Annotated in this window: 27 protein-coding genes and 6 pseudogenes; 8 read left to right on the top strand and 25 right to left on the bottom strand. The window is 71.2% G+C overall.

What is annotated here, in order from left to right; genetic code table 11:
- Window position 1: 1 nt before the first annotated feature.
- Window positions 2-235, bottom strand: a complete 234-nt coding sequence (locus QQK29_RS11365) for a hypothetical protein (protein ID WP_284300373.1) — start codon at window positions 233-235, stop codon at window positions 2-4.
- Window positions 236-359: 124 nt separating this feature from the next.
- On the opposite strand from QQK29_RS11365, the gene QQK29_RS11360 reads away from it, so the two are divergent.
- Complete coding sequence (locus QQK29_RS11360) at window positions 360-899, top strand: CGNR zinc finger domain-containing protein (protein ID WP_284300372.1); 540 nt, start codon at window positions 360-362, stop codon at window positions 897-899.
- A gap of 10 nt (window positions 900-909) precedes the next feature.
- Here QQK29_RS11360 and QQK29_RS11355 read toward each other — a convergent pair whose 3' ends face one another.
- From QQK29_RS11355 to QQK29_RS11295, 12 genes and pseudogenes are all read right to left on the bottom strand, one after another.
- Window positions 910-1,068 (bottom strand): hypothetical protein, encoded by a 159-nt coding sequence (locus QQK29_RS11355; RefSeq protein WP_284300371.1) that lies wholly within the window; start codon window positions 1,066-1,068, stop codon window positions 910-912.
- Entirely contained in the window at window positions 1,068-1,463 is a 396-nt protein-coding gene (locus QQK29_RS11350) for a VOC family protein (RefSeq protein WP_284300370.1), read from the bottom strand. Before QQK29_RS11350 ends, QQK29_RS11355 begins: the two co-directional genes overlap by 1 nt.
- The gene (locus QQK29_RS11345) at window positions 1,460-1,843 is read right to left on the bottom strand and encodes a YchJ family protein (RefSeq protein WP_284300369.1); all 384 of its coding nucleotides are present in this window, start codon (window positions 1,841-1,843) and stop codon (window positions 1,460-1,462) included. Before QQK29_RS11345 ends, QQK29_RS11350 begins: the two co-directional genes overlap by 4 nt.
- Window positions 1,840-2,163, bottom strand: coding sequence for a DUF2469 family protein (locus QQK29_RS11340; protein ID WP_284300368.1), 324 nt, complete (start codon window positions 2,161-2,163; stop codon window positions 1,840-1,842). The genes QQK29_RS11345 and QQK29_RS11340 overlap by 4 nt, the downstream gene beginning before the upstream one ends.
- Before the next feature lie 73 nt (window positions 2,164-2,236).
- On the bottom strand, window positions 2,237-2,839 hold the full coding sequence (gene rnhB, locus QQK29_RS11335; RefSeq protein WP_284300367.1) for a ribonuclease HII: 603 nt from the start codon (window positions 2,837-2,839) through the stop codon (window positions 2,237-2,239).
- 58 nt (window positions 2,840-2,897) lie between these two features.
- A complete protein-coding gene (gene lepB, locus QQK29_RS11330; protein ID WP_284300366.1) occupies window positions 2,898-3,737 on the bottom strand; it encodes a signal peptidase I in 840 nt (279 codons plus the stop codon).
- 181 nt (window positions 3,738-3,918) lie between these two features.
- Window positions 3,919-4,266, bottom strand: a complete 348-nt coding sequence (rplS, locus tag QQK29_RS11325) for a 50S ribosomal protein L19 (protein ID WP_284300365.1) — start codon at window positions 4,264-4,266, stop codon at window positions 3,919-3,921.
- Window positions 4,267-4,440: 174 nt separating this feature from the next.
- Window positions 4,441-5,246, bottom strand: a pseudogene (locus QQK29_RS18700) (nitroreductase family protein).
- Window positions 5,246-5,647 (bottom strand): hypothetical protein, encoded by a 402-nt coding sequence (locus tag QQK29_RS11310; RefSeq protein WP_284300364.1) that lies wholly within the window; start codon window positions 5,645-5,647, stop codon window positions 5,246-5,248. The pseudogene QQK29_RS18700 and the gene QQK29_RS11310 overlap by 1 nt, the downstream one beginning before the upstream one ends.
- Complete coding sequence (locus QQK29_RS18025; protein WP_348533858.1) at window positions 5,644-6,000, bottom strand: methyltransferase domain-containing protein; 357 nt, start codon at window positions 5,998-6,000, stop codon at window positions 5,644-5,646. The genes QQK29_RS11310 and QQK29_RS18025 overlap by 4 nt, the downstream gene beginning before the upstream one ends.
- Window positions 6,001-6,340: 340 nt before the next feature.
- Entirely contained in the window at window positions 6,341-7,447 is a 1,107-nt protein-coding gene (locus QQK29_RS11300; RefSeq protein ID WP_284300363.1) for a type III polyketide synthase, read from the bottom strand.
- A complete protein-coding gene (locus QQK29_RS11295) occupies window positions 7,444-7,956 on the bottom strand; it encodes a hypothetical protein (RefSeq protein ID WP_284300362.1) in 513 nt (170 codons plus the stop codon). Before QQK29_RS11295 ends, QQK29_RS11300 begins: the two co-directional genes overlap by 4 nt.
- 22 nt (window positions 7,957-7,978) lie before the next feature.
- Between QQK29_RS11295 and map the strand changes: the two are divergent.
- A pseudogene (gene map / locus QQK29_RS11290) lies at window positions 7,979-8,748 on the top strand (type I methionyl aminopeptidase).
- A gap of 95 nt (window positions 8,749-8,843) precedes the next feature.
- Here the strand turns inward: map and QQK29_RS11285 are convergent.
- From QQK29_RS11285 to nirD, 4 genes and pseudogenes are all read right to left on the bottom strand, one after another.
- Window positions 8,844-9,719: a formate/nitrite transporter family protein gene (locus QQK29_RS11285; RefSeq protein ID WP_284300361.1), complete on the bottom strand. Its 876-nt coding sequence runs from the start codon at window positions 9,717-9,719 to the stop codon at window positions 8,844-8,846.
- 146 nt (window positions 9,720-9,865) lie between these two features.
- Window positions 9,866-10,557 (bottom strand): annotated as a pseudogene (trmD, locus tag QQK29_RS11280) (tRNA (guanosine(37)-N1)-methyltransferase TrmD).
- 115 nt (window positions 10,558-10,672) lie between these two features.
- Window positions 10,673-11,392 (bottom strand): sirohydrochlorin chelatase, encoded by a 720-nt coding sequence (locus tag QQK29_RS11275; protein ID WP_284300360.1) that lies wholly within the window; start codon window positions 11,390-11,392, stop codon window positions 10,673-10,675.
- Entirely contained in the window at window positions 11,389-11,829 is a 441-nt protein-coding gene (gene nirD, locus QQK29_RS11270; protein WP_284300359.1) for a nitrite reductase small subunit NirD, read from the bottom strand. Before nirD ends, QQK29_RS11275 begins: the two co-directional genes overlap by 4 nt.
- A gap of 198 nt (window positions 11,830-12,027) precedes the next feature.
- Between nirD and nirB the strand changes: the two are divergent.
- From nirB to QQK29_RS11255, 3 genes and pseudogenes are all read left to right on the top strand, one after another.
- Window positions 12,028-14,627, top strand: a pseudogene (nirB, locus tag QQK29_RS11265) (nitrite reductase large subunit NirB).
- Window positions 14,620-15,419 (top strand): annotated as a pseudogene (cobA, locus tag QQK29_RS11260) (uroporphyrinogen-III C-methyltransferase). Before nirB ends, cobA begins: the two co-directional pseudogenes overlap by 8 nt.
- Complete coding sequence (locus QQK29_RS11255) at window positions 15,416-16,552, top strand: uroporphyrinogen-III synthase (RefSeq protein WP_284300358.1); 1,137 nt, start codon at window positions 15,416-15,418, stop codon at window positions 16,550-16,552. Before cobA ends, QQK29_RS11255 begins: the two are co-directional and overlap by 4 nt.
- 68 nt (window positions 16,553-16,620) lie before the next feature.
- Here QQK29_RS11255 and rimM read toward each other — a convergent pair whose 3' ends face one another.
- From rimM to QQK29_RS11235, 4 genes are all read right to left on the bottom strand, one after another.
- Window positions 16,621-17,211 carry a ribosome maturation factor RimM gene (rimM, locus tag QQK29_RS11250; protein WP_284300357.1) on the bottom strand — a complete coding sequence of 197 codons (591 nt, stop codon included), beginning with the start codon at window positions 17,209-17,211 and terminating at the stop codon, window positions 16,621-16,623.
- On the bottom strand, window positions 17,208-17,447 hold the full coding sequence (locus QQK29_RS11245; RefSeq protein ID WP_284300355.1) for an RNA-binding protein: 240 nt from the start codon (window positions 17,445-17,447) through the stop codon (window positions 17,208-17,210). The genes rimM and QQK29_RS11245 overlap by 4 nt, the downstream gene beginning before the upstream one ends.
- A 2-nt stretch (window positions 17,448-17,449) precedes the next feature.
- Entirely contained in the window at window positions 17,450-17,965 is a 516-nt protein-coding gene (rpsP, locus tag QQK29_RS11240) for a 30S ribosomal protein S16 (RefSeq protein WP_284300353.1), read from the bottom strand.
- Between the two features lie 126 nt (window positions 17,966-18,091).
- Window positions 18,092-18,865: a DMT family transporter gene (locus QQK29_RS11235; protein WP_284301962.1), complete on the bottom strand. Its 774-nt coding sequence runs from the start codon at window positions 18,863-18,865 to the stop codon at window positions 18,092-18,094.
- 261 nt (window positions 18,866-19,126) lie between these two features.
- Here QQK29_RS11235 and QQK29_RS11230 point away from each other — a divergent pair.
- Window positions 19,127-20,267 (top strand): annotated as a pseudogene (locus QQK29_RS11230) (glutamate--cysteine ligase).
- Window positions 20,268-20,306: 39 nt separating this feature from the next.
- Here the strand turns inward: QQK29_RS11230 and QQK29_RS11225 are convergent.
- Genes QQK29_RS11225 through ffh form a run of 3 tightly spaced genes read right to left on the bottom strand, consistent with a single transcriptional unit; the run spans window position 20,307 to window position 23,531 of the window.
- A complete protein-coding gene (locus QQK29_RS11225) occupies window positions 20,307-21,113 on the bottom strand; it encodes an LLM class F420-dependent oxidoreductase (RefSeq protein ID WP_284300351.1) in 807 nt (268 codons plus the stop codon).
- 52 nt (window positions 21,114-21,165) lie between these two features.
- Window positions 21,166-21,921: an LLM class F420-dependent oxidoreductase gene (locus tag QQK29_RS11220; RefSeq protein WP_348533857.1), complete on the bottom strand. Its 756-nt coding sequence runs from the start codon at window positions 21,919-21,921 to the stop codon at window positions 21,166-21,168.
- A gap of 38 nt (window positions 21,922-21,959) precedes the next feature.
- The gene (gene ffh / locus QQK29_RS11215; RefSeq protein ID WP_284300349.1) at window positions 21,960-23,531 is read right to left on the bottom strand and encodes a signal recognition particle protein; all 1,572 of its coding nucleotides are present in this window, start codon (window positions 23,529-23,531) and stop codon (window positions 21,960-21,962) included.
- Window positions 23,532-23,608: 77 nt separating this feature from the next.
- Between ffh and QQK29_RS11210 the strand changes: the two genes are divergently transcribed.
- Both QQK29_RS11210 and QQK29_RS11205 read left to right on the top strand, forming a co-directional pair.
- Window positions 23,609-24,124 carry a gamma carbonic anhydrase family protein gene (locus QQK29_RS11210; protein WP_284300347.1) on the top strand — a complete coding sequence of 172 codons (516 nt, stop codon included), beginning with the start codon at window positions 23,609-23,611 and terminating at the stop codon, window positions 24,122-24,124.
- Entirely contained in the window at window positions 24,121-24,771 is a 651-nt protein-coding gene (locus QQK29_RS11205; RefSeq protein WP_284300345.1) for a hypothetical protein, read from the top strand. The genes QQK29_RS11210 and QQK29_RS11205 overlap by 4 nt, the downstream gene beginning before the upstream one ends.
- A gap of 15 nt (window positions 24,772-24,786) precedes the next feature.
- Here QQK29_RS11205 and QQK29_RS11200 read toward each other — a convergent pair whose 3' ends face one another.
- Window positions 24,787-25,839 carry a TIGR03617 family F420-dependent LLM class oxidoreductase gene (locus tag QQK29_RS11200; protein WP_284300343.1) on the bottom strand — a complete coding sequence of 351 codons (1,053 nt, stop codon included), beginning with the start codon at window positions 25,837-25,839 and terminating at the stop codon, window positions 24,787-24,789.
- Window positions 25,840-25,861: the final 22 nt, after the last annotated feature.

Genomic DNA, 25,861 nt, shown 5'->3' with positions numbered 1-25,861 from the left:
GTTAGTCACTAACGTTTTGCGCGGCAAGGCGGACCGATCCGCGGCGACGCCCCGCAGCTGAACGCCCCCGCACCCCGGCGACCATCACCGCGCGGAGGCGCCGGAAACGCGGAGGCCGCTCAGCGACCACGGGTGCATGCGGCAGGGCGCTCCACATGGTGGTGCCCGCGTAGCGGTTCTCGTCGTCGGCGCGTGCGGCGGTCATCAGTCCGGCCGCGAACATCATGTCGATCATGCGTTCCTCCTCAGCTGCGGCCACCCGAAGTGTTACCATCTATAAGTGTTTAGACGGTAACAGGGGGTCCGACATCGATACCGTGGAACGAGGCGGATGGCCCCATTCGGTCGCCGGAGACGTCGTGCTCGATTTCGTCAACACCGGCGTCTTCGCGGGCGCCAACCGGGAGTCCGACATCCTGAGGTCCCCCGAGGTGTTCCTCGCCTGGGCGCGCGAGGCCGACCTCGCACACGGCGACACCGACACCGCAAGCGATCGCCCGTCCGCGATGAGCCGCGCGCGCCGCCTCCGCGCGGCCCTCCGCGCCATCGCAGAAGCGCTCGCCGCGGGTCGGGAACCCGACGCGCGCGCGCTGACGACCCTGACCTCTGCCGCCGCCGTCGCGCTGCGCAGCGCGACCTGCCGCATGGACGGCGCGGGGCTCACCTGGTCGTGGAACACCGCCACGGTCGACGGGGTGCTCGCCCGGATCGCCGTCTCCGCCGTCGACCTCATGCGCGGAGAGCTCGTCGACCGGATCGGGATCTGCCCGGGATGCGGCTTCCTGCTGCTCGACACGACCAAGAACCGCACCCGCCGCTGGTGCACGATGGAGGACTGCGGCACGCAGGAGAAGATGCGCCGCTACGTCGCCCGCCGGGCCGCGGCTCGACGTCAGTAGGGCGGAAGGCTCAGTTCACCGCAGCGGGCGACCAGACCGCGCGCGTACCACCCGTTTCCTCACGAATCCACGTCTGCGGGTCGCCCGTCTGCACCACCGAACCGTCGCGCAGCCACACTGTCGCATCCGGGTTCCACCCGGCGATGAGCGACGCGTACGCGGCTGGCATCAGCCCTGGTATCCGACGAGCCAATGCACCCCGAACGCGTCGCGCACCTGGCCGTCGTGGTCGCCCCAGTCGCGGGCCTGCAAGGGCTCGAGCACCTCGCCACCCTCGGCGAGCGCCGCGAACCACGTCTCGAGCGTCGCCGGATCCGCCGCGCCCAGCAGCGAGAACATGAGCCCGGATGCCGCGAAGGGCTCGTCGTCACCCGCGACGTCAGCCGCGAACAGCGCCACGGGACCGCTCAGGATGCCGTGCGCGATCGCATCCGCCGGGCCGTCGTCCCGGCCGAAGTCGGCGTAGCTGTGGAGGGCGAGGTCGCCGCCGAAGATCTCGGCGTACCGCGTGAGGGCGGCGCGGGCTGTGCCGGGGAGCAAGAGGTACGGAACGAGGCCGGTCATGGGGTCAGGGTAGTCGCGCCGTCGAGGTAGGCCCAGCGGCCATCGACGCGCACGAAACGCGAGCGCTCGTGCAGCAGCCCCGCACCATCGGCGTCGCGATACGACGCGCGGAACTCCACGATGCCCTCGGCGTCATCCGGTCCGCCGGCGACCGTGTCCACGATCTGCAGGCGCCGCCACACCACATCCGGATCCAGATCGTGGGCCGCAGGGCGAGTGGACGGATGCCATGAGGCCAGCAGATAGTCGTCCCGCCCCAGCGCGAACGCCGCGAACCGCGACCGCATGAGCGCCTCGGCGGTCGGCGCGGTCTCGCCGTTGTGGAGAACTCCGCAGCACTCCTCGTAGGGGAGGAGGGAACCGCAGGGGCAGTCGCTCACTCGTCGAGAGCGAGCTCCTTCGGGAGCTCGAGGTCCTTGTCGCCGCGCACCTCGACGTTGACGTCCTTGAAGGTGAGCACGCGCACGCTCTTCACGAAACGGTCGTTGCGGTAGACATCCCACACCCACACGTCGTTCATCGTGAGCTCGAAGTAGAAGTCGTGCTCGGTGTCGTGGCGCTCGAGCGTGACGTCGTTGGCGAGGTAGAAACGGCGCTCGGTCTCGATCACGTACTTGAACTGGCCCACCACGTCGCGATACTCGCGGTAGAGAGCCAGCTCGACCTCGCGGTCGTAGTCGTCGAAGTCGTCGTCATCCATCGGGATGAGTCTAGTTGGGGCGGGCGCGAGCGGCTCGCCCGTCGAGCGTGCTGTTGCCGGCTGTTGTCTGCCCCTAGAACAGCGCGGGCTGCTTGAGCCAGCTCCAGCGGTGCAGAGCGGATGCGCCGAGCAGGTCGATCGCGGCGTAGTGGCTCGCCGAGGCGTAGCCCTTGTTGCTGGGCCAGTCGTAGCCGGGGTGCACGCCATCCGCGTCGATCATGAGGCGGTCGCGGTGCACCTTCGCCAACACGGATGCGGCAGCAACGGTCGCGCAGTCGCGGTCGGCCTTGACGCGGGTCATCACCCGCGGACGCGACGACGCCGGCCAGTCGGCGAGCGCCGGGGTGAGCCAGTCATGCGATCCGTCGAGCACGACGATCGCCGACTCGATCGGCACCCCCTGCAGCACGAGCGTCTCGAAGGCGCGCACCGCGGCCAGACCGAGCCCCGCGATGATGCCGAGCGCGTCGACCTCGGTGTTGTCGGCGAGTCCGACCGCCGAGTGCGGGGCCCAGGCGAGCACCTCCGGGTGCAGCTCCTCGCGGCGCTGCTCCGAGAGCAGCTTCGAATCGCGCAGCCCCTTCGGCATCCGCCGCACGTCGGGCAGGAACACGCCGAGACCCACGGCGACCGGGCCCGCGATCGCGCCGCGCCCGACCTCGTCGCAGCCGATCACGAGCGCGGCTCCCTCGCGGAAGAGCCCCGCTCCATCCGCAGCGTCGGATCGGCCACCGTCATCCGCCCGAGGTCTCCGTCGCGGTCGGCTCGGGGCTCGGGGTGGCGTCGTTCTCGACGCCGTCGAACACGAGCGGGTAGTTGTCGAGCCAGGTCCAGCGCTCGACCGGCCAGGAGATCAGGATGGCGCGGCCCACGACATCGTCGATCGGCACGAAGCCATTCCCCGGCTTGTCGCGGTTGTAGCGCGAGTCGCGCGAATTCCAACGGTTGTCACCCATCACCCAGAGCGACCCCTCCGGTACTGTCACGTCGAAGTCGTCGCGCGACACCTTGGTGACCCCGTCCGGCAGGCGCACGTAGGGGTCTTCGTCGAGGGCGACGCCGTTGACACTCAACTGTCCGAAGTCGTTGCAGCACGTGACGTGATCGCCGGGGAGTCCGATGACGCGCTTGATCAGGTGATCGTTCGAGTCGGGCGCCGTGAGCCCCACGATCGACCCGAGCCACTCGAAGAAGCCCGAGATCGGGTCTTTCGGGGCCTCGTACACCGGGTCGAGCCAGCCGCCCGGGTCGGTGAACACGATGACGTCACCACGTTCGATCGCGGTCACGTCGGGCACGAGCTGGTTCACGATGATGCGGTCGTTGACGAGGAGGGTGTCCTCCATCGATTCCGACGGGATGTAGAACGACCGGATCAGGAACGTCTTGATGAGGAACGAGATGATGATCGCCGCGACGATGATGAGCGCCACATCCCGCAGGAAGAGGGCGAATCCGCGCTTGCGGGAGCCGCCCCGCTCGCGCTTCTCGGTCGCGGCCTGCTCGGCGGGAGCCGCCTCTGCCGTGGCGTCGTCGGCGGTGTCGTCCGCGCGCGCTCGAGTGTCCTCGCTCATCACTCCCCTGAAGTCTCTGCAAGCATATGCGCCGCCTCACGCGCCGCCCTCCATGCGACACCCGGTGACGGCATCCGGATGCGGTGGCGGCATCCGTCGCGCGGAACGCGCGCCCACGCGCCGACGACGAAGCCCGGCCCCGCGATGCGGGAACCGGGCTTCGGACGGATGCGGGAGCGCGTTACGCGTCGCGCTTTTCCTTGATCTTGGCCTTCTTGCCGTGCAGCCCGCGCAGGTAGTAGAGCTTGGCGCGACGCACGTCACCGCGGGTGACGACCTCGATGCGGTCGATCACCGGCGAGTGCACCGGGAAGGTGCGCTCGACGCCCACCTGGAAGCTGACCTTGCGCACCGTGAAGGTCTCGCGGACGCCCTGACCGGAGCGGCCGATGACGACGCCCTGGAAGACCTGGATACGGGAGCGGCTGCCCTCGATGATGTTCACGTGCACCTTGACGGTGTCGCCGGCGCGGAACTCGGGGATGTCGGAACGCAGCGAGGCGGCGTCGACGTCGTCGAGGATGTGCATGGGAGTTTCGCTCTCTGCGCCCGCCACAGGTCGAACGCGGGTATCAAGAAAGTGGGTGTCAGACGCGCTTCTCGCAGTCACGGCTCCCCTGTGGCAGGGCCGTGCGGAAGCACAAGGAGCAATTCTGCCACACCGCGGGCCTCCCCGGCGACACCGGCGGTCAGGGATCGGCCGTCAGCGATCGGCGGGCGGCTCGTCCCAGCGGGTCTCGGGGGTGGCGCAGGTGCCGCGGAAGACGTACTGCGACGGCAGCTTGCGTTCGTGGCTGGTCCAGTCGATCGCGGGGCGCTTGTCGGACTCCGGCAGGTAGCCGAGGCGGTAGACGGCCATGAGCTCGAGCTCGTCGGGCACCGCGAGCAACTCCACGATGCGATCCCACTGCCCCGGCACCTCCATCGGGAACGACACGAACTGGATGCCCATCCCGAGCTCCACCGTCGTGAGCCACACGTTCTCCATCGCGGCGCCCATCGAGAACACCGAGTAGAACGACGACAGCTCCCCGGCCGGTACTCGGCGCGGTCGAGCATCACACCGAGCAGCAGGGGCGCCCCCGCGACGAGTTTGCGGTTCTCCTCGCCGAGCAGCTGCGGCACACGCATGGTGTTCATGAGCTTCTGCCCGCGCTTCGTGAACACCTGCCCCGTGAACGGCCGCAGCGGCGCGGGCAGCTTGTCGAACAGCATCCCGCTGCGCTTTTCGGCCATCTCCTCCTTCGAGAAGCGGAAGTACGGCTTGTAGCGCTCGAAGAAGGTGCCGTTCGACATCGCTGTCGTCATCGACTCCCCGCTGATGCGTGCGATCTGCTCGATCGTGTCGCGTTCCTCGATGAGCACGAACCGCCACGGCTGACTGTTGAGCTGCGAGGGTGCGCGGCTCGCGACCTCCATGAGCAGTCGCTGGTGCTCCTCGGACACCGGATGGGGCGCGAGCGGCCCGTTGGTGGTCTTCCGGCGTCGCACCACGTCGAGGAACTCCATCAGCGTGCTCTCCTTCTCTCGGTCGTGCGGCTTCTGCGCGCTAGGCGGCTTCTCTCGGTCGGGCGGCTGGTCGCGGGCCGCCGCCATGCCACGATCAGGCCCGCGACGATGAACGGTGCGATCGAGACGGCGAGCGCCGGATGCCGCCAGCCGCGGGTGCCCGCGTACGGGATCGCGGCGAGCGGGATGAGAGCCGGCGCAACCACAGCACCCGCGCGGCCCCGCTCGGCGATGAGCGCGACCGTGGCCGCGGTGGTCGATGCGGCCGTGTTGATGAAGAGCGTGTGGTGCACCCAGCGGGCGCGGCCCGTGCGGAGTCGTCCGGACGCGACGGCGAGGCCGAGCGCGCAATTCGCGGCGTAGGAGACCGCAGCGTACGTCGCGGCGAGGCGGGCGCTCATCCGTGGTCCTCCCCACTGCGCGTCATGCCCCGGCTCAACAGCACGCGGAACGGCCGAGCCGACTCGGCCCGCCAGCCCTCCGGAGCCAGCGCCTGCAGCTCGTCGAGCGTGTAGCTGCGCCGGATCGACAGCCGCCCGTCGGTGAACAGGAACGAACGCCGCGCCGTCGGCCAGGTCACCGCGGAGTAGAGCGCGAAGGCGAGGCCGGAGCGCCGCAGATCGCTGTGCAGCGCCCGCGAGGCGAGCCGCGCGCTCTCGGCGAGGAATCCCGGCACGTCGTCGAGGTGGTGCAGCACGTGATTCGACACGACGAGATCGAAGCGCTCACCGGCATCCGCGAGTTCGAGGCCCATGCGCGCCGCAACTCGACGCCTGGATGCGGCGCCGCGGATGCGAAGGCATAGGCGCGCTCGTCGGGATCGGCTGCCGTCACCTCGAGAGCGAGCCCGTCGCGGTGCGCCCAGCCGGCGAGGGAACGCGCGATGTCGCCGCCGCCGGAACCGAGGTCGAGCAACCGGAACGGCCGCGACGTATCCAACAGGGGGCGGATGCGGTCGCGGTAGAGCCCGCGCCAGCCCGAGACCGCGCGGTTGACGGGTCCGAACAGCCGGTAGGTGTTCTCGAGGCGCCGCAGGTCGCACTCGGGATCGTCCATGAGCTCGAGCAGCCGCGTCTCGCGCTCCCGCAGGCCGCTCACCCCGCCTCCACCCGCATCCGCGCCGCTTCGAGGGTGAGCCCCGGGCCGAACGCCATCGCGCACACGATGCCGCGCGCGCCCCCGGCGAGCAGCTCGCGCAGCACGAACAGCACGGTCGGACTCGACATGTTGCCGTAGCGCGCCAGCACGCCACGGGTGGGCGCCATCGCGGCCTCCGACAGCGCGAGCGCCCGCTGCACGTTGTCGACGATGCTGCGCCCACCCGGATGCACCGCCCAGGCGTCGACGGCATCCGCACCCTCGGGCAGAAGCGGCGCGAGCCCGGATCGGATGCCGCGGCCGAGGTGCGTGGGCACCTTGCTCGAGAGGTGCATCACGAAGCCGGTGTCGCCGATCGTCCAGCGCATCTCGTCGATGCTGTCGGGGAGCAGACCGGTGAGGAAGCCGTCGAGTGCAAGAGCGGGGCCCGGCGCGTCGCGCGCCGTCACGACGGCCGCGGCGGCCCCGTCGGCGAAGAGCGACATCGCGACGATCTGCTCGGGCTCGTCGCTCACTCCGAGGTGAAGCGTGCAGAGCTCGACGCACACCACGAGCACGACGGCGTCGGGGTCGGCGCGGCACACCGCATCCGCCGCACGCAGCGCGGGGAAGGCGGCCGAGCATCCCATGAACCCCACATGCAGTCGCGCGGTGCTCGGCGCGAGCCCCAAGCCGGTCACGAGCGCGAGATCGGGGCCCGGCGACACGAAGCCCGTGCAGGAGGCCGTGACAACGTGGGTCACTTGCGCGGCATCGAACCCTGAGGTGGCGAGCGCCTGGCGTGCCGCCTCGAGTGCGAGTGCCGAGGCGTGCTCGGCGTAGAGCGCATTGCGCACGCCGGTGGACGCCGGTCGGATCGTGCCATCGGCGGCGAGCAGTTCCGAGGCCTCCCCCGTGGCGAGCGCGTCGACCACGGTGTGCCGCTGCTCGATGCCCGAGGCGTCGAACGCCGTCATCGTGAGACGCGCCCCGAGACGCGAGCGACCCGGCTGGCGCGCGAAGATGTCACGCGCCCGCTCCTGCGCCAGCACCGTCGGCGGCACCGCCGTCTCGATCGCCACGATCCGCGGCGCTGCGCCCTGCGGCGCCCCGGACGGCGTCACGACGTGCGATCGCCTCGGTCGATGGGCGTGACATCCTCCGAGGTCACGACGATCACCTCACCGATGTCGGTCGCCTCCGGGCGCTGGGGCACCGAGGCGCGCGCCCCGCCGAGCGTCGCCTCGACGTCGTCCATGACGGCGCGGATGCGGCGGCGGCTCTCGGTGACGAGCTCCCACACGGCGAACCAGAACATCGCCAGCAGCGCGACCACGGTCACCGCGGCGAGCGCCGGATGCGTCGCGATCGCCGCCGCGATCAGCAGCAGCCACAGCACGGGCAGCGCCACGGCATCCGCGATCGAGACGGCGCGCTCGCCGCGCACCCCCGGTCGCCAGGTCACGAGGCCCGCGATGATCGCGAGCGCGAGGAACAGCACGGGCGAGATGACGAGGAATCCGGCGGCCGTCCAGGCGTCACCGGTGACGATGCCGCGCCCGATGAACAGCCAGATGGGCAGCACGACGGCGGCCGGGAACAACAGGCGGTAGACGACGCGGCGTGCGACCATGTCGCAACGTTACGCTCGAAGGGTGATAGAACTCCGGACGTCGGCTGAGATCGAGCAGATGAAGCCCGCGGGGCGTTTCGTGGCGAGCGTGCTCGAGGCCACGCGCGACGCGGCAGACGTCGGAGTCAACCTGCTCGAGCTCGACGCGCTCGCGCACGAGATGATCCGCAAGGCGGGCGCCGAGAGCTGCTACATCGACTACCACCCGTCGTTCGGCGCCTCGCCGTTCGGCAAGGTCATCTGCACCTCGGTCAACGACGCCGTGCTGCACGGGCTGCCGCACGACTACCGCCTGCGCGACGGCGACCTGCTCTCGCTCGATTTCGCGGCATCCGTCGACGGCTGGGTCGCCGACTCGGCGCTGTCGATCGTGGTGGGCGAGGCCGATCCCGCTGACCTCGACCTCATCGCGACCACCGAGCGCGCGCTCGAGGCGGCGATCGGCGCGTACCGCGTCGGCAATCGGATGGGCGACGTGTCGGCGGCGATCGGCGACGTCGCGCGCGGTGCTGGGCTCTCGGTCAACCTCGAGTTCGGCGGCCACGGCGTCGGCCGTACGATGCACGGCGACCCGCACGTCTCGAACGACGGCCGCCCGGGGCGGGCCTGCCCCTGCGGGCCGGGCTCATCATGGCGATCGAGCCGTGGTTCATGCACGGCACGGATGAGATCTACACCGACAAGGACGGCTGGACCCTGCGCTCGCGCGATGGCTCGCGCGGCGCCCACGCCGAGCACACGGTCGCCCTCACCGACGACGGCCCGATCGTGCTGACCGCCCGCGCAAGCTGACCCCTTCCTCGTGGCGCGGCTGGAGCCGTGACACGGCGGCGGGAGGAACGACTCCCGCCGTGGGGTCGTTCCTCCCGCCGCCAGGAGTCCCGCGGCTACGAGCCTTCCGGCACGAGCGCCGGGCGGGCGGCGCGGCGGGTGCGCGAGACGGCGGGCACGTCGAGCGGCAGCTGCTTCGCGGCGCGGATGCGGTGCGTCGCGTACAGCGGAAGCCCCACGAAGCTGAGACCGCCGACGAGGTTGCCGGCGATCGTGGGCAGTTCGTTCCACAGCAGATAGTCCCCGAGGGTGAAGTCGGCGCCGAGCAGCAGGCCCGAGGGGAACAGGAACATGTTCACGATCGAGTGCTCGAACCCCATGTAGAAGAAGAGCATGATCGGCAGCCACATGCCCACGACCTTGCCGATCAGGGTGTCCGACATCATCGCCGCCACGACGCCCGTCGACACCATCCAGTTGCAGAGCACGCCGCGCACGAAGAGCGTGAGCATCCCGCCCGCCCCGTGTTCGGCGTAGCCGACCGTGCGGCCGTGCCCGATCTCGCCGATCGCGTGCCCGACGGGGCTCGGGTCGGCCGAGAACCCGTAGGTGAAGTAGATCGCCATGAGCACGGCGACGGTGAACGCGCCGGCGAAGTTGCCGAGGAAGACGAGTCCCCAGTTGCGCAGCAGTCCGCGCGCCCGGATGCCGGGGCGGCGCGCCAGCAGCGCGAGCGGCCCGAGGGTGAAGACGCCGGTCAAGAGGTCGTAGCCGAGCAGGTAGAGCAGCACGAAGCCGACCGGGAACAGCACGGCGCCGAGCAGCGGCTGCCCGGTCTGCACCGAGACGGTCACCGCGAACGCCGCGCCGAGCGTCAGGAGCGCCGCCCCCATGTAGGAGCGGATGAGCGTGTCGCGCGTGGAGAGCTTGATCTTGTACTCGCCCGCATCGATCATGCGGTTGACGAGCTCGGCCGGTGTGACGTAGGACATGGGACCTCCGGGGTGGGAACGGGGAAGCGTTCGTCCCAGGATTCCCGCCGGATGTTTCAGCCGCCGTCGCACTCTGTTGCGCTCCGCGAACGAAGGGGTCACATCGAGCAGACCCCGAGGTGAGGCGCGGGCCGGAGCGGGAACCGCTAGCCGAGGAGCTCGGGACGGATGCGCCGCGTGCGCTCGAGCTGCTGCTCGCGACGCCAGGCGTTGATCGCCGCGTGATTGCCCGAGAGCAGTACGGGCGGGGTCTCGAGCCCCCGCCACACGGCGGGCTTCGTGTAGCTCGGGTACTCGAGCAGGCCGTCTTCGTGGCTCTCCTCGACGAGCGACTCGGGGTTGCCGACCATGCCGGGCACGAGTCGCGCCGCCGCCTCGATCATCGCCATGACGGCGACCTCTCCCCGTTGAGCACGTAGTCGCCGAGGCTCAACTCGCGCACCGCGGCGACCTCGGGCCGGCTCGCGGTGTGCTCGATGACGCGCTGGTCGATGCCCTCGTATCGTCCGCAGCAGAATACGAGGTGGGATGCCGCGGCGAGCTCGCGCGCGATGGGCTGGCGGAACAGCTCGCCTGCGGGCGTCGGGAACACGACCACCGCGTCCGCCGCATCCGCGAGCACGGCATCCAGCGCCTCACCCCACGGTTCGGGCTTCATGACCATACCGGCTCCGCCACCGGTCGGAGTGTCGTCGACGGTGCGGTGCCGATCGTGGGTGAAGTCGCGCAGGTCGTGCACGCGCGCGTCGATGAGGCCGTTCGCCCGCGCCTTGCCGAGCAGCGACACGTCGAGCACCGAGAAGAACTCCGGGAAGATCGTGACGACGTCGATGCGCACGGATCGAGCGTAGCCGCCCGCCGTTCGGGAGGACGACACGCCATCGTGGGCGAGAGGTGTGCCTGGATGTGGCGTGTCGTCCTCCCGGACGACGGGCGAGACGAGTCGGATGCGGTCAGCCGGATGCTGCCGAGTACCGTTCGAGCACGATGTCGACGAGTTCCTCGGCGACGGGCCCGCCCGCCACGAGCAGCGGGTCGGTGGTGATGTCGCCGCCGGCGCTCGCCGCGAGATCGGCGAAGTACCCGGGCGCGAGCAGGTAGCTCGCGACCACCACTCGGCGACCCGGATGCGCCTGCCGCGCGGTCTGGATCTCGTCGGCGATGCGCGGCAGCGCTGCGGAGATGAAGCCGACCGACACCGGCCGTTCGAGCACGACGCCGAGGCGACGTGCCATCTCGACGCAGTCCGCGACCGCGCGCGCATCGCTCGATCCGGCGGCAGCGAGCACGACGACGTCGTCCGGCCCGAGGTCGGCGTGCGCAAGGCGCGTCGCGAGCACCGCGACGAGCCGGTCGTCTGGCCCGAGCGCCCCCGCGACGACGACGTGCGGGGCCCGTTCCGCCTCCGCCGCGAGGTCGACGTGCACGTGGTAGCCGGCCGAGAGCAGCAGCGGCACGACGACCGAAGAGCGCCCGGGAGTCAGGGCACCGAGCACGGTCGGCACATCCGGCTGCTGCACGTCGACGAAAGCCGGATGCACCTCGATCGCGCCGCGCGCGGCCACGGCGTCCACGAGAGCGGCGACGGCGGCTGCCCCGCTCGGCGAGGCGGTGCCGTGCGAGACCGCGAGCAGCGCCGGAGCGGTGCGCGTGGCGAGCGCCGCGGAGCTCACGCGGCCACCTCGATCTCGACCATGCCTCCCACGACACGCGTGCGGTACACGGCGAGCGCGAGCGCGGGGTCGTCGAGGCATGCGCCGGTCTGCAGGTCGTACACCTGCTTGAGCAGCGGCGAGGCGATCGTGGCCCGGTCGCCGCGCGAGCCGACGATGCCGCGGGCCATGACGTACGACGACGTCACCGGATCACGGTGGTCGACGGCGTACAGCTCGCCGGGCGAGGCGAGCACGAGGGCGATCTGGTGCCCCTCCACGAGCACGGCTTCGCCCCAGCTCGGCTCGAGGGCCTCGACCTCGCACACCGGGAACCAGCCGACCGAGGCGGGCTCGGCCGAGGCGGGCCCGGTCGATGCGGACTCCGTCATGACGTCGTTCGCGCGCGCGTCGCTCGTGGCAGACGGGGTCGCAGTGCCGGGGATCGTGAGGGTCATGGCGTGCTCCTTGCGAATCGCGGATGCCGCCACGCTAGGCGGCGCGTGTTTCGCCCACCGGCGCGGCAGGTTTCGGGACTGTGACGCTGTGCTCACACGGTCACGCGGCATCCGTGGGGTGCGTGTGAGGTGCCTGTTACACGGGGGAAACAGCGGGGCAACGGCGGCTGCCTACTGTCGAGCACGACGGGAGGCAGCATGACCGACGAGAACGCACCACGCCGCGTCATCGTGATCGGGGCGGGGCCTGCGGCGCACCGCCTGGCCGACGCGATCCGCACACGCGATGCCGCGGGCCGCATCCGGCTCTGGGTGATCGGCGAGGAGGAGCAGCTGCCGTACGACCGGGTGGCGCTCAGCAAGCGCTTCATCGGCGGTGACGACCTCACCCTCGACCCCTCGGTCTGGCAGCACGAGCGCATCACGCTGCTGCGCGGGGAACGCGCGATCGCCCTCGACCGCGTCGCGCGCACGGTGACGACGGATGCGGGGCGCATGCTCGACTACGACGACGTCGTGTTCGCGACCGGATCGCGTGCACCCGTTCCCGAGATCCCCGGCGCCGAGCACGCTCGCGTCTATCGCACGATCGCGGATGTCGACGACCTCGCCGCCGAGGTCGCCCTGCTTTCGGCGGTGCTCGGGCGCGCACCGCGCACCGTGGTCGCGGGCGGCGGCCTGCTGGGACTCGAGGCGGCGGGCGGTCTCGCCGAGCTGGGCGCCGACTCGGCGATCGTGCACTCGGGCGGCTGGCTCATGTCGGCCCAGCTCGACGAGGGGCGGGGCAAGCGCTCGGCCGGCTCATCGCGTCCCGCGGCATCACGATGCACCTCGGTACCCGCCCGCGCGAGATCCTCAGCACCGCGGGCGCCGTGTCGGGCGTCAGGCTCACGAACGGCCAGAGCATCGATGCCGACCTCATCGTCTTCGCGATCGGCATCGCCGCGCGCGACGAGCTGGCATCCGCCGCCGCGATCGAGGTGGCACCGCGCGGCGGCATCGTGGTGGACGAGGAGTGCCGCTCCTCCGACCCGCGCGTGTGGGCGATCGGCGAGGTCGCGCACGTGCTGGGTCGCTGCGTCGGGCTCGTCGCCCCAGCGAACGCCATGGCCGAGGTCGTGGCCGACCGACTGCTCGGGGGCGACGCGACGTTCACGAGCATCGACGACGCCACCAAGCTCAAGCTCGCCGGGGTCGAGGTCGCGAGCTTCGGGGATGCCATGGGCACCACCCCGGGCGCGCTCGAGGTGGTCTACGCCGACCCGGCGCGTGGCATGTACCAGAAGGTCGTCGTGTCGGATGACGCCCGCACGCTGCTCGGCGGGGTGTTCGTCGGCGACGCCGCGCCCTACCTCACCCTGCGGCCCCTGCTCGGACGCGAACTCGGCTCCGAGCCTGCCGCGTACCTCTCGGCATCCGGTGCGGAGCCCGCGGGCGCCGACGAGCTGCCCGACGACGCCCTGCTGTGCTCGTGCAACAACGTGACGGTCGGCGCGGTGCGCTCCGCCGTGCACGGCGTCGACGGGGCCGAGCCCTGCCACACCGTGCCGGAGCTCAAGGCCTGCACGCGCGCCGGGCTGCAGTGCGGATCGTGTGTGCCGCTCATCAAGAAGACCCTCGAGCAGGAGCTCGCGAAGTCCGGTCTCACCGTGTCGCACGCTCTCTGCGAGCACTTCGGGCACAGCAGGCAGGAGCTCTTCGAGCTCATCCGCACGCTCGGCATCACCTCGTGGGACGAGACGATCGCGCGCTTCGGCACCGGACGCGGCTGCGACATCTGCAAGCCGGCCGTCGCATCCATCCTCGCGAGCCAGCGCGGCGGCTACATCCTCGACGGCGATCTTGGCGGTCTGCAAGACACCAACGACCGGGCGCTTGCCAACATGCAACGCGACGGCACCTACTCGGTCGTGCCGCGCATCCCGGGCGGCGAGATCAGCCCCGAGAAGCTCGCGGTGATCGCGCGGGTCGCCACCGAGTTCGGGCTCTACACGAAGATCACGGGAGGTCAGCGCATCGACCTGTTCGGGGCACGGCTCGACCAGCTGCCCGACATCTGGGCGCAGCTCGTGGAGGCCGGCTTCGAGTCGGGGCAGGCCTACGGCAAGGCCCTGCGCAACGTGAAGAGCTGCGTCGGATCGACGTGGTGCCGCTTCGGCGTGCAGGACTCGGTGGGCATGGCGATCCAGCTCGAGCTGCGCTACCGCGGGCTGCGGGCGCCGCACAAGTTCAAGTTCGGGGTGTCGGGATGCGCGCGCGAGTGCGCCGAGGCCCGCGGCAAGGATGTCGGCGTGATCGCCACGGAGGCCGGATGGAACCTCTACGTGGGCGGCAACGGCGGCTTCCAGCCAGCCCACGCGCAGCTGCTCGCGAGCGATCTCGACGACGACACCCTCATCCGCTACATCGATCGCTTCCTGATGTACTACATCCGCACCGCCGATCGCCTGCAGCGCACGGCCCGCTGGATCGAGGAGCTCGACGGCGGGCTCGACCGGGTGCGCTCCGTCGTCGTGGATGACGCACTCGGCATCGGCGCGGAGCTCGAGGCCGCGATGGCGCGGCACGTCGAGAACTACGAGGACGAGTGGGCCGCGACGCTGCGCGACCCGGAGCGGCTCAAGCGCTTCCGCAGCTTCGTGAACGCGCCGGCGGATGCGGCGCCCGGCATTCCCCGGGTCATCGAGCGCGGGCAGGCGCGACCGGCGACCGCGGCGGAGCTCTCGGCGGGCGTGCCGGACGGGCGCGTGCTGCTCGCGGGCGCGCGCATCCCGGTGCGGGGAGGCGAGGATGACTGAGCGGCGCTCCGACGGCGTCACCCCCGGGCGCGTCACCCTCGTGGGCGGCGGGCCCGGGTCGCGCGACCTGCTCACCCTCGGCGCCGTCGAAGCACTGCGGCAGGCCGACGTCGTGCTCTACGACCGCCTCGCGCCGATCGAGGTGCTCGACGAGTTCTGCCCCGACGCGGTGCACATCGACGTCGGCAAGCTGCCCGGCCACCACGCCGTGCCGCAGCACGAGATCGAGCGACTGCTCGTCGAGCACGCGCTCGCGGGGGCTCGCGTGGTGCGCCTGAAGGGCGGGGATCCGTACATCTTCGGGCGGGGTGGCGAGGAGGTCCTCGCGTGCCGACGTGCGGGGGTGCCGGTCGAGGTGATCCCGGGCGTGACCAGCGCGGTCGCGGTGCCGGCGGCATCCGGGATCCCGCTCACGCACCGCGGCATCAGCCACGCGTTCACCGTGATCTCGGGGCACGCGCCGCTCACGGCATCCGAGTTCACCCACCTCGCGGGGCTCGGCGGCACGATCGTCGTGCTCATGGGGGTGAGCGCCCTGCCGGCGCTCGCGCCCGGGCTCGTCGCGGCCGGGCTTGCGTCCGACACGCCCGCTGCCGTCATCGAACGCGGACACCGCAGCGGGCAGCGCACGACCTGCGCGCCGCTCGGCGAGCTGCCCGTCGCCGCGGCGCGCGCGGGGTTCGCTCGCCCGCCGTGATCGTGATCGGCGAGGTCGTGCGACTCGCGGCCGAGGGTGACGTCGCGGCGGATGCCGTGCTGCGCCGCGCCGGAGAGGACGCGATCGCGCCATGACGGGGGCACCGGGGGCCGAGCTCGTGCCGGGGTTCCACCGCGCGCAGCTCGAAGGGTTCCGCATCGGGGTCACGAGCGAGCGCCGGGCCGCCGATCTGATCGACGCCCTCGAACGCCGGGGCGCGCAGGTCGTGCACGCCCCGACGCTGCGCATGGAGCACGCGCGCGACGACGACCGCGTCATCGCCGACACGCGCGCGATCATCGAGGCCGAGCCCGACATCGTGCTCGCGACGACCGCGTTCGGCATCCGGCGCTGGCTCGAGGTCGCGGATGCCGCGGGGCTCGGCGAGGCGCTCCTCGACGCCATGGAGGCCTCGCGCATCCTCGTGCGGGGCCCCAAGGCGCGCGGCGGGGTGCGCGCTGCCGGCCTCGACGACGCGGGCATGAGCGAGGAGGAGACCACCGCATCCCTCGTCGCGAAGGTGCTCGCCGAGCACGCGGCGGGGCTCACGATCGCGGTGCAGGCGCACGGCTACCTCGAGGACGCGCTGCTGGATCCGCTGCGGCGGGCCGGCCATCGGGTTCTGCTCGTCGCGCCCTACCGGTGGCGCGCCCTCGACGACGCCGATGAACGCATCCCGCGTCTCGTCGACGCGATCTGCCAGGGCCAGCTCGACTGCGTCACGTTCACGAGCGCGCCCGCCGTCGATGCGCTGTATGCCGCGGCGGATGCTCTGGGGGCGTACGACGCGATGCTCGCGGCGTTCCGCAGGGGCGTGGTCGCTGCCGCCGTGGGGCCGGTGACCGCGGCACCGCTCGTGTCGGCCGGCATCCTGCCCCTGCAACCGGATCGCTACCGGATGGGGGCGCTCATCCGCCTCGTGTGCGAGCGGCTGCCGGAGCTGCGGGTCGCGCGGGCCCGCACGGCGCACGGCGATGTCGTGGTGCGGGGCACGATCGTCGAGCTCGACGGGCGGCGCATCCCGCTCACGCCGACGCCGCTCGCGCTGCTGCGCACCCTGCTGGATGCCGAGGGTGCCGTCGTGTCGCGCGAGCAGTTGCTGCGGGCGGCGGGGACGGCCGACGAGCACGCGCTCGAGATGGCGCTCAGCCGACTCCGACGGGCGCTCGGCGCGCCGATCATCGCGACCGTCGTGAAGCGCGGCTACCGGCTCGACGTCGCGGCCTGAGCCGTCCGCGGCGGGAGGAACGACCGCACGACGGGGGCGTGTCCCCCGCCCTCGGGTCACGGCTCCAGCTACGCCCCGGTGTCGTCGGGGACGGTGTCAGCCGGATCGGTCGGCAGGTCCTCGAAGAGGCCCGCGGGCGGGGTGAGGGTCAGGGTGCCCGCCTCGACGTCGACGGTCGGCACGATCGCCGCCACGAACGGCACGAGCACCTCGCGGGCGGGCGTCTTCACGACGAGCAGGTCCTGGGCGGGCAGGTGCTCGACGCGCACGACCTCGCCGACCTCGACGCCGTCGCGCAGCGCGCGCAGGCCGACCAGCTGGTGGTCGTACCAGGCGTCGGGTTCGGGCTCCTCGGCCGCGACATCCGCGTCGATCCAGAGAATCGCCTTGACGAGGGTCTCAGCCGCCGTACGGTCGGCGACGCCCTCGAAGAAGGCCACCGGGTGGCCGTTGTACCAGCGCAGCTCGGTGAGCTCGAGGCTCTTGCCGTGCCACTCGGATGCCGCAGGCACCTGCAGCGAGAAGGTCGCTCCCGGCACGAAGCGCTTGGCGGGGTCGTCGGTGTAGAGCTCGAGCTTGAGGGCGCCCTTGAGTCCATGCGCCTTCAGCAGCCGCCCGACGCGCAGCTGGGTGGTGCCGGGACGCTTGGTCCCGCTCACGCCGCGTCGGTGTCGACGACGTCGACGCGCACCCGGCGCCCGTCGGCGAGCGCCGTCACGAGGGTGCGGAGGGCCTTCGCGGTGCGCCCCGAGCGGCCGATCACGCGGCCGAGGTCCTCGGGGTGCACACGCACCTCGAGGACCTCGCCGCGCGGAGAGCTCGACGAATCCACCTGCACGTCGTCGGGGTGATCGACGATCCCCTTGACGAGGTGCTCAAGGGCGGATGCGAGCACGATTACTCCTTGTCGGCGTCGGCGTCGGCCGGGGCCTCGGCCTCGGTCGCCTCGGAACCGGCGGCCTCGTCGACCGCGGCCTCGGCGTCGGTGACCGTCTCGGCGGTCTCGTCGTCACCGGTCGCGGCGGCGGCGTCCTCGTCGGCGGCCTTCGCGGGAGCCGGCTTCTCGGCCTTGGGCTTGAGCACCGGCTTCTTCTTCTCGTCGGCGACGAAGGCCTCGGGGGCCTCCTTCGTCTTGACGGTGCTCTTGGCGCCCTTCTCACCCTTGAAGGTGCCCCAGTCGCCGGTGAGCTTGAGAAGCGCGAGCACCTGCTCGGTCGGCTGCGCGCCGACGGAGAGCCAGTACTGGGCGCGCTCCGAGTCGACCTCGATGAACGAGGGCTCCTCGGTGGGGTGGTACTTGCCGATCTCTTCGATCACGCGACCGTCGCGCTTGGTGCGCGAGTCGGCGACGACGATGCGGTAGTACGGGGCACGGATCTTGCCGAGCCGCTTGAGGCGGATCTTGACAGCCACAATTCTCCTGAACGTGTGTAAGTGGGGTCGAACTGCTCCCGTGCGCGTGGGGGCACACTCGGCAGAAAGCTCTGAAGGGGAACCCTGCGTGCCAGATAGAGGGTCGGGCAGCGCGGATCCAACGTCCTATTCTGACATGTCCGCGGGTGCGGTGCCACTCAGCACCGGCGCGGGCGTGGCAACCCGGCCGCGTCGACGCGAAATGCCCACGCCCGCAAGGCACAGAACCCCGCCCACGATCGCGAGCAGGGCCGGTACCTCGCCGAAGACGAGCCAGCCGGCGAGGATCGCGAGCGGCGGCACGACGTAGGTCGAGATGCCGAGCTGACCAGCGGGAACACGCGCGAGCGCGTAGCCCCAGGTCGTGAACGCGAGGGCCGTCGGCACGACGCCGAGGTAGACGACGCCGAGAAGCGCGCTCGGGGATGCCACGGCGGCCTCCGCCACGAGCTGGCCGGCGAACGGGAGGCACGCGATCATCCCGATCACGCATCCGAGGAACGTCGCCTGCAGCGGCGGAATGTGCCGCAGCACGGGCTTCTGCGCGAGCACCCCGACGGCGTAGGTGATGGCCGAGGCGAGCGCCCACAGCACGCCCACGAGGTCGACGTGCCCACCCCCGAAGACGCTCGCGGAGAGCCCGATGAGCACGACACCCGCGAAGGCGACCCCGGTGCCGATTCCGAGCCAGCGCGGAACACCCTCGCCGAGCATGAGACCCGCGCCGAGCGCGATGAGGATGGGGCCGATGCCCACGATCATCGCCGTGGTGCCGGCGTCGAGGGTGTGCTCGGCGAGGTTGAGGGTGACGTTGTAGGCGCCGAACCACGCGACGCCGTAGACGGCGAGCAGCAGCCATTCCCGCCGCGAGGGCCGCACCCAGCGGTGCACGATGAGCATGACCACCCCGAGGGCGAGGGTGCCGACGAGGAGCCGGCCGAGCGCGAGCGCCCTCCCCGATCTCGGGCGCCGTGCCCCGGATCACGATGAACGCGCTCGCCCAGGCCAGGATCGTGAAGGTGATCGCAGCGAGGACGGCGGGCGACAGACGCATGGTGGGCACGGCCTGACGCTACGCGGTGCCCCCGACACCCGATACCTGCACAACGGTCAGAAGACAACCCGTTCCCGCCAGCGGCATGCGGATGTCAGACTCCCCGCATGAAGGTCGACTTCGCGCCGTCCGCCCGCAGCACCGTCGGGCTCGAATGGGAGCTCATGCTCGTCGATCCCGCGACCGGGGAGCTGGTGGGGCGCGGCCCCGAGATCATCGACCAGGTGCTGGCGGCCGCGTCGCCGGATGACCGGTACTCCGCCACGGCCGAGCTGCTCACCAACACGGTCGAGATCACAAGCGGCATCGGGCGCGACGTCGCCGAAGCCGTCGCCGACATCGCGGACGCGATCGCCGCCGTGCGCCGGGCGAGCGACCCGCTCGGCGTCGAGCTCATGTGCGCGGGCAGTCATCCCTTCGCCCAGTGGTTCGACCAGGCTGTCACCGACAAGACCCGCTACCACACGCTCATCGACCGCACCCAGTGGTGGGGCCGCAACATGATGATCTGGGGCATCCACGTGCACGTCGGCGTGGAGGAGCGACGCAAGGTCATGCCGCTCATCCGGGCGCTCTCGGGCTACCTGCCCCACCTGCAGGCGCTCAGCGCGTCGAGCCCGTTCTGGGCCGCGGAGCGCACCGGCTACGCCTCGAATCGCGCCCTCGTGTTCCAGCAGCTGCCGACCGCGGGCCTGCCCTGGCCGCTCGATGACTGGGCCGCATACGAGGGCTACCTCGACGACATGGTGCGCACCGGGATCATGGAGGACGCCACCGAGGTGCGCTGGGACATCCGTCCCGCTCCCCGCTGGGGCACGATCGAGGTGCGCGCGTGCGACGGCATGTCGACGCTCGCCGAGCTCGCGGCGGTCGCGGCGCTCACCCAGACCCTCGTCGAGTACTTCTCGCGCGAACTGGATGCCGGACGCGCGCTGCCGATCCTGCAGCCGTGGTACCACCGCGAGAACAAGTGGCGAGCGGCGCGCTACGGCCTCGACGCCGAGCTCATCGTCGATCCGACCGGCCTGGAGCGGCCCGTGCGGGCGCACCTCGAGGAGACGCTCGACGACCTGCTGCCGATCGCGGCGGAGCTCGGATGCCGTGCCGAGCTGGAGGGTGCGCACGATCCTCGCGACCGGCGCGAGCTACCAGCGGCAGCTGCGGGTGGCGGACGACGCCGAGGGCGACCTGCGCGCGGTGGCGGCGCACCTCATCCGCGAGTTCCGCGGCGGGATGGGAGCCGCCTGACGAGCGCGGCGTGGTTCCACGACGCCGCTGTGCGGCTCCTCACGCACCTCGCTGATCGCGCCAGCGCAGCAGGGCTCGCAGGGCGGTGTCGTCGAGCTCGGGCGGCGTGATCGCCACGACGAAGGTCGTGAAGCCCAGCTCGACGAACCGCTCGGCCGTCGCGGCATCGCCCACGCCGAGTCCCCGCACGCTCGTGCCGGTGGAGTACTCGATCTCACGCGGGTCGCGCCCGACGGCCCGGCAGTGCTCCTCGAGCACCGCGATCTTGTGCGCGAGCGTGTCGACGTCGCCGAAGGCGTGCCAGATGTCTGCGTGCTCGGCCACGACCCGCAGGGTGCGACGCTCTCCCCCGCCGCCGATGAGGATGGGGATGCTGCGCGTCGGCGCCGGGTTGAGCCTGCCGAGCCGTCTGCGGATCGGCGGCACCGCCTGCTCGAGCGTCGTCATGCGCGAGCCGACCGTGCCGAAGTCGTAGCCGTACTCGGCGAAGTCGCGCTCGTTCCAGCCGGCGCCGAGACCCAGGATGAAGCGCCCGGTTCCGGTGTCGTGGGCGGAGATGTGATCGATCGTGCGAGCCATGTCGGCCACGAGGTCGGGGTTGCGGAAGGGCGTGGCCGCCACGAGCGGGCCGAACTCGACACGGCTCGTCTGCTCGGCGATCGCGGCGAGCACCGTGAACGCCTCGAAGTGGGCGCCCTCCGCGTCTCCCGTGAGCGGGAAGAAGTGATCCCAGCCCATGACGAGATCGACGCCGAGATCCTCCATGCGCCGCACGGCATCCCGGAGCACCGGATACGAGGCGTGTTGGGGCGCGATCTGCACGCCGATGCGGATGGGACGCGGCATGACGACCACGCTAGCCGTCAGCTGTTGGCGTCCCGCCAGGCCACCATGCGCTTCACGGCATCGAGCGGATAGTCGGGCCCCGACACGCCCACCGTGAACAGGGTCGCACCCAGCTCACGCAGCGCATCCGCCTTGGCCTCATCGCCGTGGCGGTTCTCGACGGAGATCTCGATGTCGGCGAGGTCGCGCCCTCCGCCGCGCAGTGCTCCGCGAGGATGCCGAGCTTGCGGGTGAGGGTCTCGGGATCGGGGAAGGAGTGCCAGATGTCGGCGTGCCGCGCCACCAGTCGCAGCGTCTTCTTCTCGCCGCTGCCGCCGATGAGGATCGGGATGCGACGGGTCGGTGCCGGGTTGAGCTTCGCCCAGCGTGCCTCGATGCGCGGCAGCGCCTCGCCCAGTGCGTCGATGCGCGAGCCCGCCGTGCCGAACTCGTAGCCGTACTCGGTGTAGTCCTTCTCGAACCAGCCAGCACCTGTGCCGAAGATGAAGCGCCCGGTTCCCGTGTCGTGGGCGGAGATGTGGTCGAGGGTGCGGGCCATGTCGGCCTGCAGATCGGCGTTGCGGTAGGAGTTGCAGTTCACGAGCGATCCGAACTCCACCCGGCTCGTCTGCTCGGCGATCGCGCCGAGCATCGTCCAGGCCTCGAAGTGCTTGCCGTCGGGGTCGCCGTTCAGCGGGAAGAAGTGGTCCCAGTTGAAGATCACGTCGACGCCGAGGTCTTCCGCGCGCCGCACGGCATCCCGGATCGCGGGGTAATCGGCGTGCTGGGGCTGGAGTTGAAGGGCGATACGGGTCGGACGCGAAGTCATGCTTTTCACGCTAGCGAGCGGCTCCCGCCCGCGCTGGCTCAGCGGCGGCCGAGCAGCTTCTGCAGAGCGGCGAGCTCTTCCTCGCTGGGGGCCTGCTGGGTCGAACCCGCGCCGCCGAGGCCGAAGCCCGAGCCGCCACCCGAAGGGGCCCCGGGCTTCACACCCTGCGCGAGCGCCGCGTTCTCCGCCGCGCGCTTCGCGGGATTGCCCGAGCGCGATCCGCCCTTGCCCTTCTTCTTGGCGCCCGCCTTCTTGCCGCCGTGCGCGCCCGGGATCGGCCCCATGCCCGGCATCTGCGGCATGCCGCCCTTGGCGACCGTCTTCATCATCTTGGCGGCCTGCTCGAAGCGCGCCACGAGCTGGTTGACATCCGTGACCGTCATGCCCGAACCCTTCGCGATGCGCAGGCGCCGCGAACCGTTGAGCAGCTTGGTGTTCTGTCGCTCGGCCGGGGTCATCGACTGGATGATGGCCTCGGTGCGCACGAGCTCGCGCTCGTCGAAGTTCTCGAGCTGGTCCTTCATGCCGCGCGCACCCGGAAGCATCCCGAGCATGCCCTTGAGGGAGCCCATCTTCTTGAGCTGCTGCATCTGCGCGAGGAAGTCGTCGAGGGTGAAGGTGTCGGTGCGGAACTTCTCCGCGACCTTCGCCGCCTCCTCCTCGTCGAACGCGGCCTGCGCCTGCTCGATGAGGGTCAGGATGTCGCCCAGGTCCAGGATGCGCGACGCCATGCGGTCGGGGTGGAACGGCTCGAAGTCGTCGAGCCCCTCACCCGTGGAGGCGAAGATGATGGGGCGCCCTGTGACGGAGGCGACCGAGAGGGCGGCGCCGCCGCGCGCGTCGCCGTCGAGCTTGGTGAGCACGACGCCCGTGAAGTCGACGCCCTCCTGGAAGGCGCGCGCCGTGTTGACGGCATCCTGACCGATCATCGCGTCGATGACGAACAGCACCTCGTCGGGGTTCGTGGCCTTGCGGATGTCGGAGGCCTGCTTCATGAGCTCGGCGTCGATGCCGAGGCGCCCCGCCGTGTCGACGATCACGACATCGTGCTGCTTGCGCTCCGCCTCGGCCACGCCGTTCTTCGCGACCTTGACCGGGTCGCCGACACCGTTGCCGGGCTCGGGCGCGAACACCGGAACGCCGGCCTGCTTGCCCACGACCTGCAGCTGGGTCACGGCATTCGGACGCTGGAGGTCGGATGCGACGAGCAGGGGCGTGTGCCCCTCCTTCTTGAGCCACTTCGCGAGTTTGCCCGCGAGCGTCGTCTTACCCGCACCCTGGAGCCCCGCGAGCATGATGACGGTCGGCGGCTTCTTCGCGAACTCGAGCTTGCGCTGCTGCCCGCCGAGGATGCCGATGAGCTCCTCGTTGACGATCTGCACGACCTGCTGGGCCGGGTTGAGGGCCTTGCTGACCTCGTCGGAGAGCGCACGCTCGCGCACGCTTCCGGTGAACTCCTTCACGACCTCGAGAGCGACATCCGCATCCAGCAGGGCGCGACGGATCTCGCGCACCGTGCCGTCGACATCCGCGGGGCTGAGCTTGCCCTTGGTGCGGAGGTTCTTGAAGGTCTCGGTGAGCCGGTCGGAGAGCGTGCCGAAGGTAGCCATGACGGCTACATCCTACGTGGGGCCTGCTGGATGCGGGTCGACGGCCGGGGATCAGGGCTGCGCGGTAGCGTGGCGGCATGAGCGTGATCCTGTCTTTCGACGACCGCACCCCGCGCATCGACGGCACCGCGTGGGTGGCGCCGAACGCGACGATCATCGGCGACGTGGTGCTGCATCCGGAGTCCTCGGTGTTCTACGGGGCGGTGCTGCGCGCCGACAGCGACACGATCGTGCTGGGGGCCGGCTCGAACCTGCAGGACAACGTCGTCGTGCACGTCGACGAGGGGGTGCCCGTGACGATCGGCTCGGGCGTCTCGGTGGGCCACGGCGCGGTCGTGCACGGCTGCACGATCGAAGACGACTGCCTCATCGGCATGAATGCGACGGTGCTCAACCGCGCCGTCGTGGGCCGCGAGTCACTCGTGGCCGCGGGGGCGCTCGTGCTCGAGGGCACCGTGATCCCGCCCCGATCGCTCGTGGCGGGGGTGCCCGCCAAGGTGCGACGCGAGCTGAGCGACGAGGAGGTCGCCGGCATCCGCCACAATGCGGAGGTGTATCGAGAGCTGTCCGCGCGCCATCGGGAACTCGCGTGACCGACGTCCCCACGGGCGAGCCGCGGCAGTTCCATCCCTCGTGGCCCGCGTTCCACCGACGCCTGCTCGCACGCATGGTGTGGCTTGCGCCGCTGCTCGTGCTGGCGCTCCTCATCGCGGCCTGGCCGAGCCTCGGCCTCGCCCTCATCGGTCTCGGCGGCGCGCTCATGCTGGGCGGGGTCGCGCTTGCGGTGTACTTCCGCCGCACGCGCGTGACGGTCGCCGACGGCGAGCTGCGCATCCGCGGCCCGCTGCGCACTAGGAGATGGCCCGTGCACGCCATCTCGACGCTCGTCTTCCTTCCCCTGCCGGGCACCCGGCGGGCGACGCTCTACGGCGTCTCGCCCGTGCTCGAGAGGATGTTCGTGCTCTCGGCGGAGGTGTGGGACGACGACGAGCTCGAGGCCATCGCCGAGGCGATCGGGGCGCCGATCGTGCGAGCCCCCGCAGGCCTCGCCGTCGTCGACATCACCGAACGCTACCCCGGCACCATCGGATGGACCACGACGCACCCCTGGGCCGTCGTGCTGCTCATCACCGGCGGCACGGTGATCGTCATGCTCATGGTCGCCGTCATCTCGGCATTCGTGCTCGTGGCCACGGGTGAGATCCCGATGCCGGGGCCGACGCCGAGCCCGAGCGGCTGATCGCCGGGCGGCTCCTCACACCGCGGTGCCGCGCAGACCCGCGAGCAGCGCGGCCTGCACCTCCGGGCGGATGGGGTAGCTTGCGCTGAACGACAGGCGCGTGACGAGCCCGGTGAAGCGCTCGCGTAGCTGTCCGGCCACCTCGCCGGGCGATCCGACGGCGGCGAATGCCGCGAGCAGACGATCGTCGATGAGCTCCGCCATCTGCTTCCACTCACCGCGCCGGGACGCCGCGTGCAACTGCTCGTGCACGCCCTCCCAGCCGTGCAGAGCGAGCACCGGCAGGTAGGCGGGCGTCGAGCCGTAGAACGCGATCTGCTGCTTGGTGGCCTGGATCGCACGGGCGAGTTCGGCATCCGTCTCGCCCACCGCGACGAACGCAGGCACGCTGATGCCGAGTTCGCCCGCGTCACGGCCCGCGGATGCCGCACCCCGCTCGAGCGCGGGACGCGTCACCTCGCGCAGGTAGCGCTCGGTGGTGAACGTGTGGGCGAGCACACCGTCGGCCACGGCGCCCGCGGTCTCGGTCATCCGCTCCCCCACTGCGGCGATCCAGATCGGCGGGTTGCCGTGCGGGTTCGGTCCCGGCGAGAAGAACGGCGACATGAGGGTATGCCGGTAGTGCTCGCCGGTGAACGCGAGCTTCTCGCCGGTCTCCCACGCCGACCAGATCGCGCGCACGGCGGCCACGAACTCCCGCATCCGGGCGGCGGGCGCCGACCACGGCATCGAGAAGCGGTGCTCGATGTGCGGCTTGATCTGCGATCCGAGGCCCAGGATGAAGCGGCCGCCCGACACGAGCTGCAGGTCGTTCGCGGTCTCGGCGACGGTCATCGGGTTGCGGGCGAAGGCGACGGCGATGCCGGTCATCAGGTCGACGCGCTCCGTGCGCATGGCCGCGGCCGTGAGCGAGACGAACGGGTCGTGCTTGGTCTCGGCGGCGAAGATGCCGTCGTAGCCGGCGGCCTCGAGTTCGGCAGCCCCGGTCGCGAACGCGCGCGGATCGGTGCCGGCGTCACCGCCCGCGTCGATGAGGAAGGATGCCGGGGCCGTCGCGTCGTCGCTCACGGTGCCATCCTGCCGCACTCGG

The organism is Homoserinibacter gongjuensis (assembly GCF_030161875.1).
Taxonomy (GTDB): Bacteria; Actinomycetota; Actinomycetes; order Actinomycetales; family Microbacteriaceae; genus Homoserinibacter; species Homoserinibacter gongjuensis.
The sequence above is the reverse complement of the archived record's forward strand: the minus strand, read 5'-3'. Positions and strand labels throughout refer to the sequence as shown.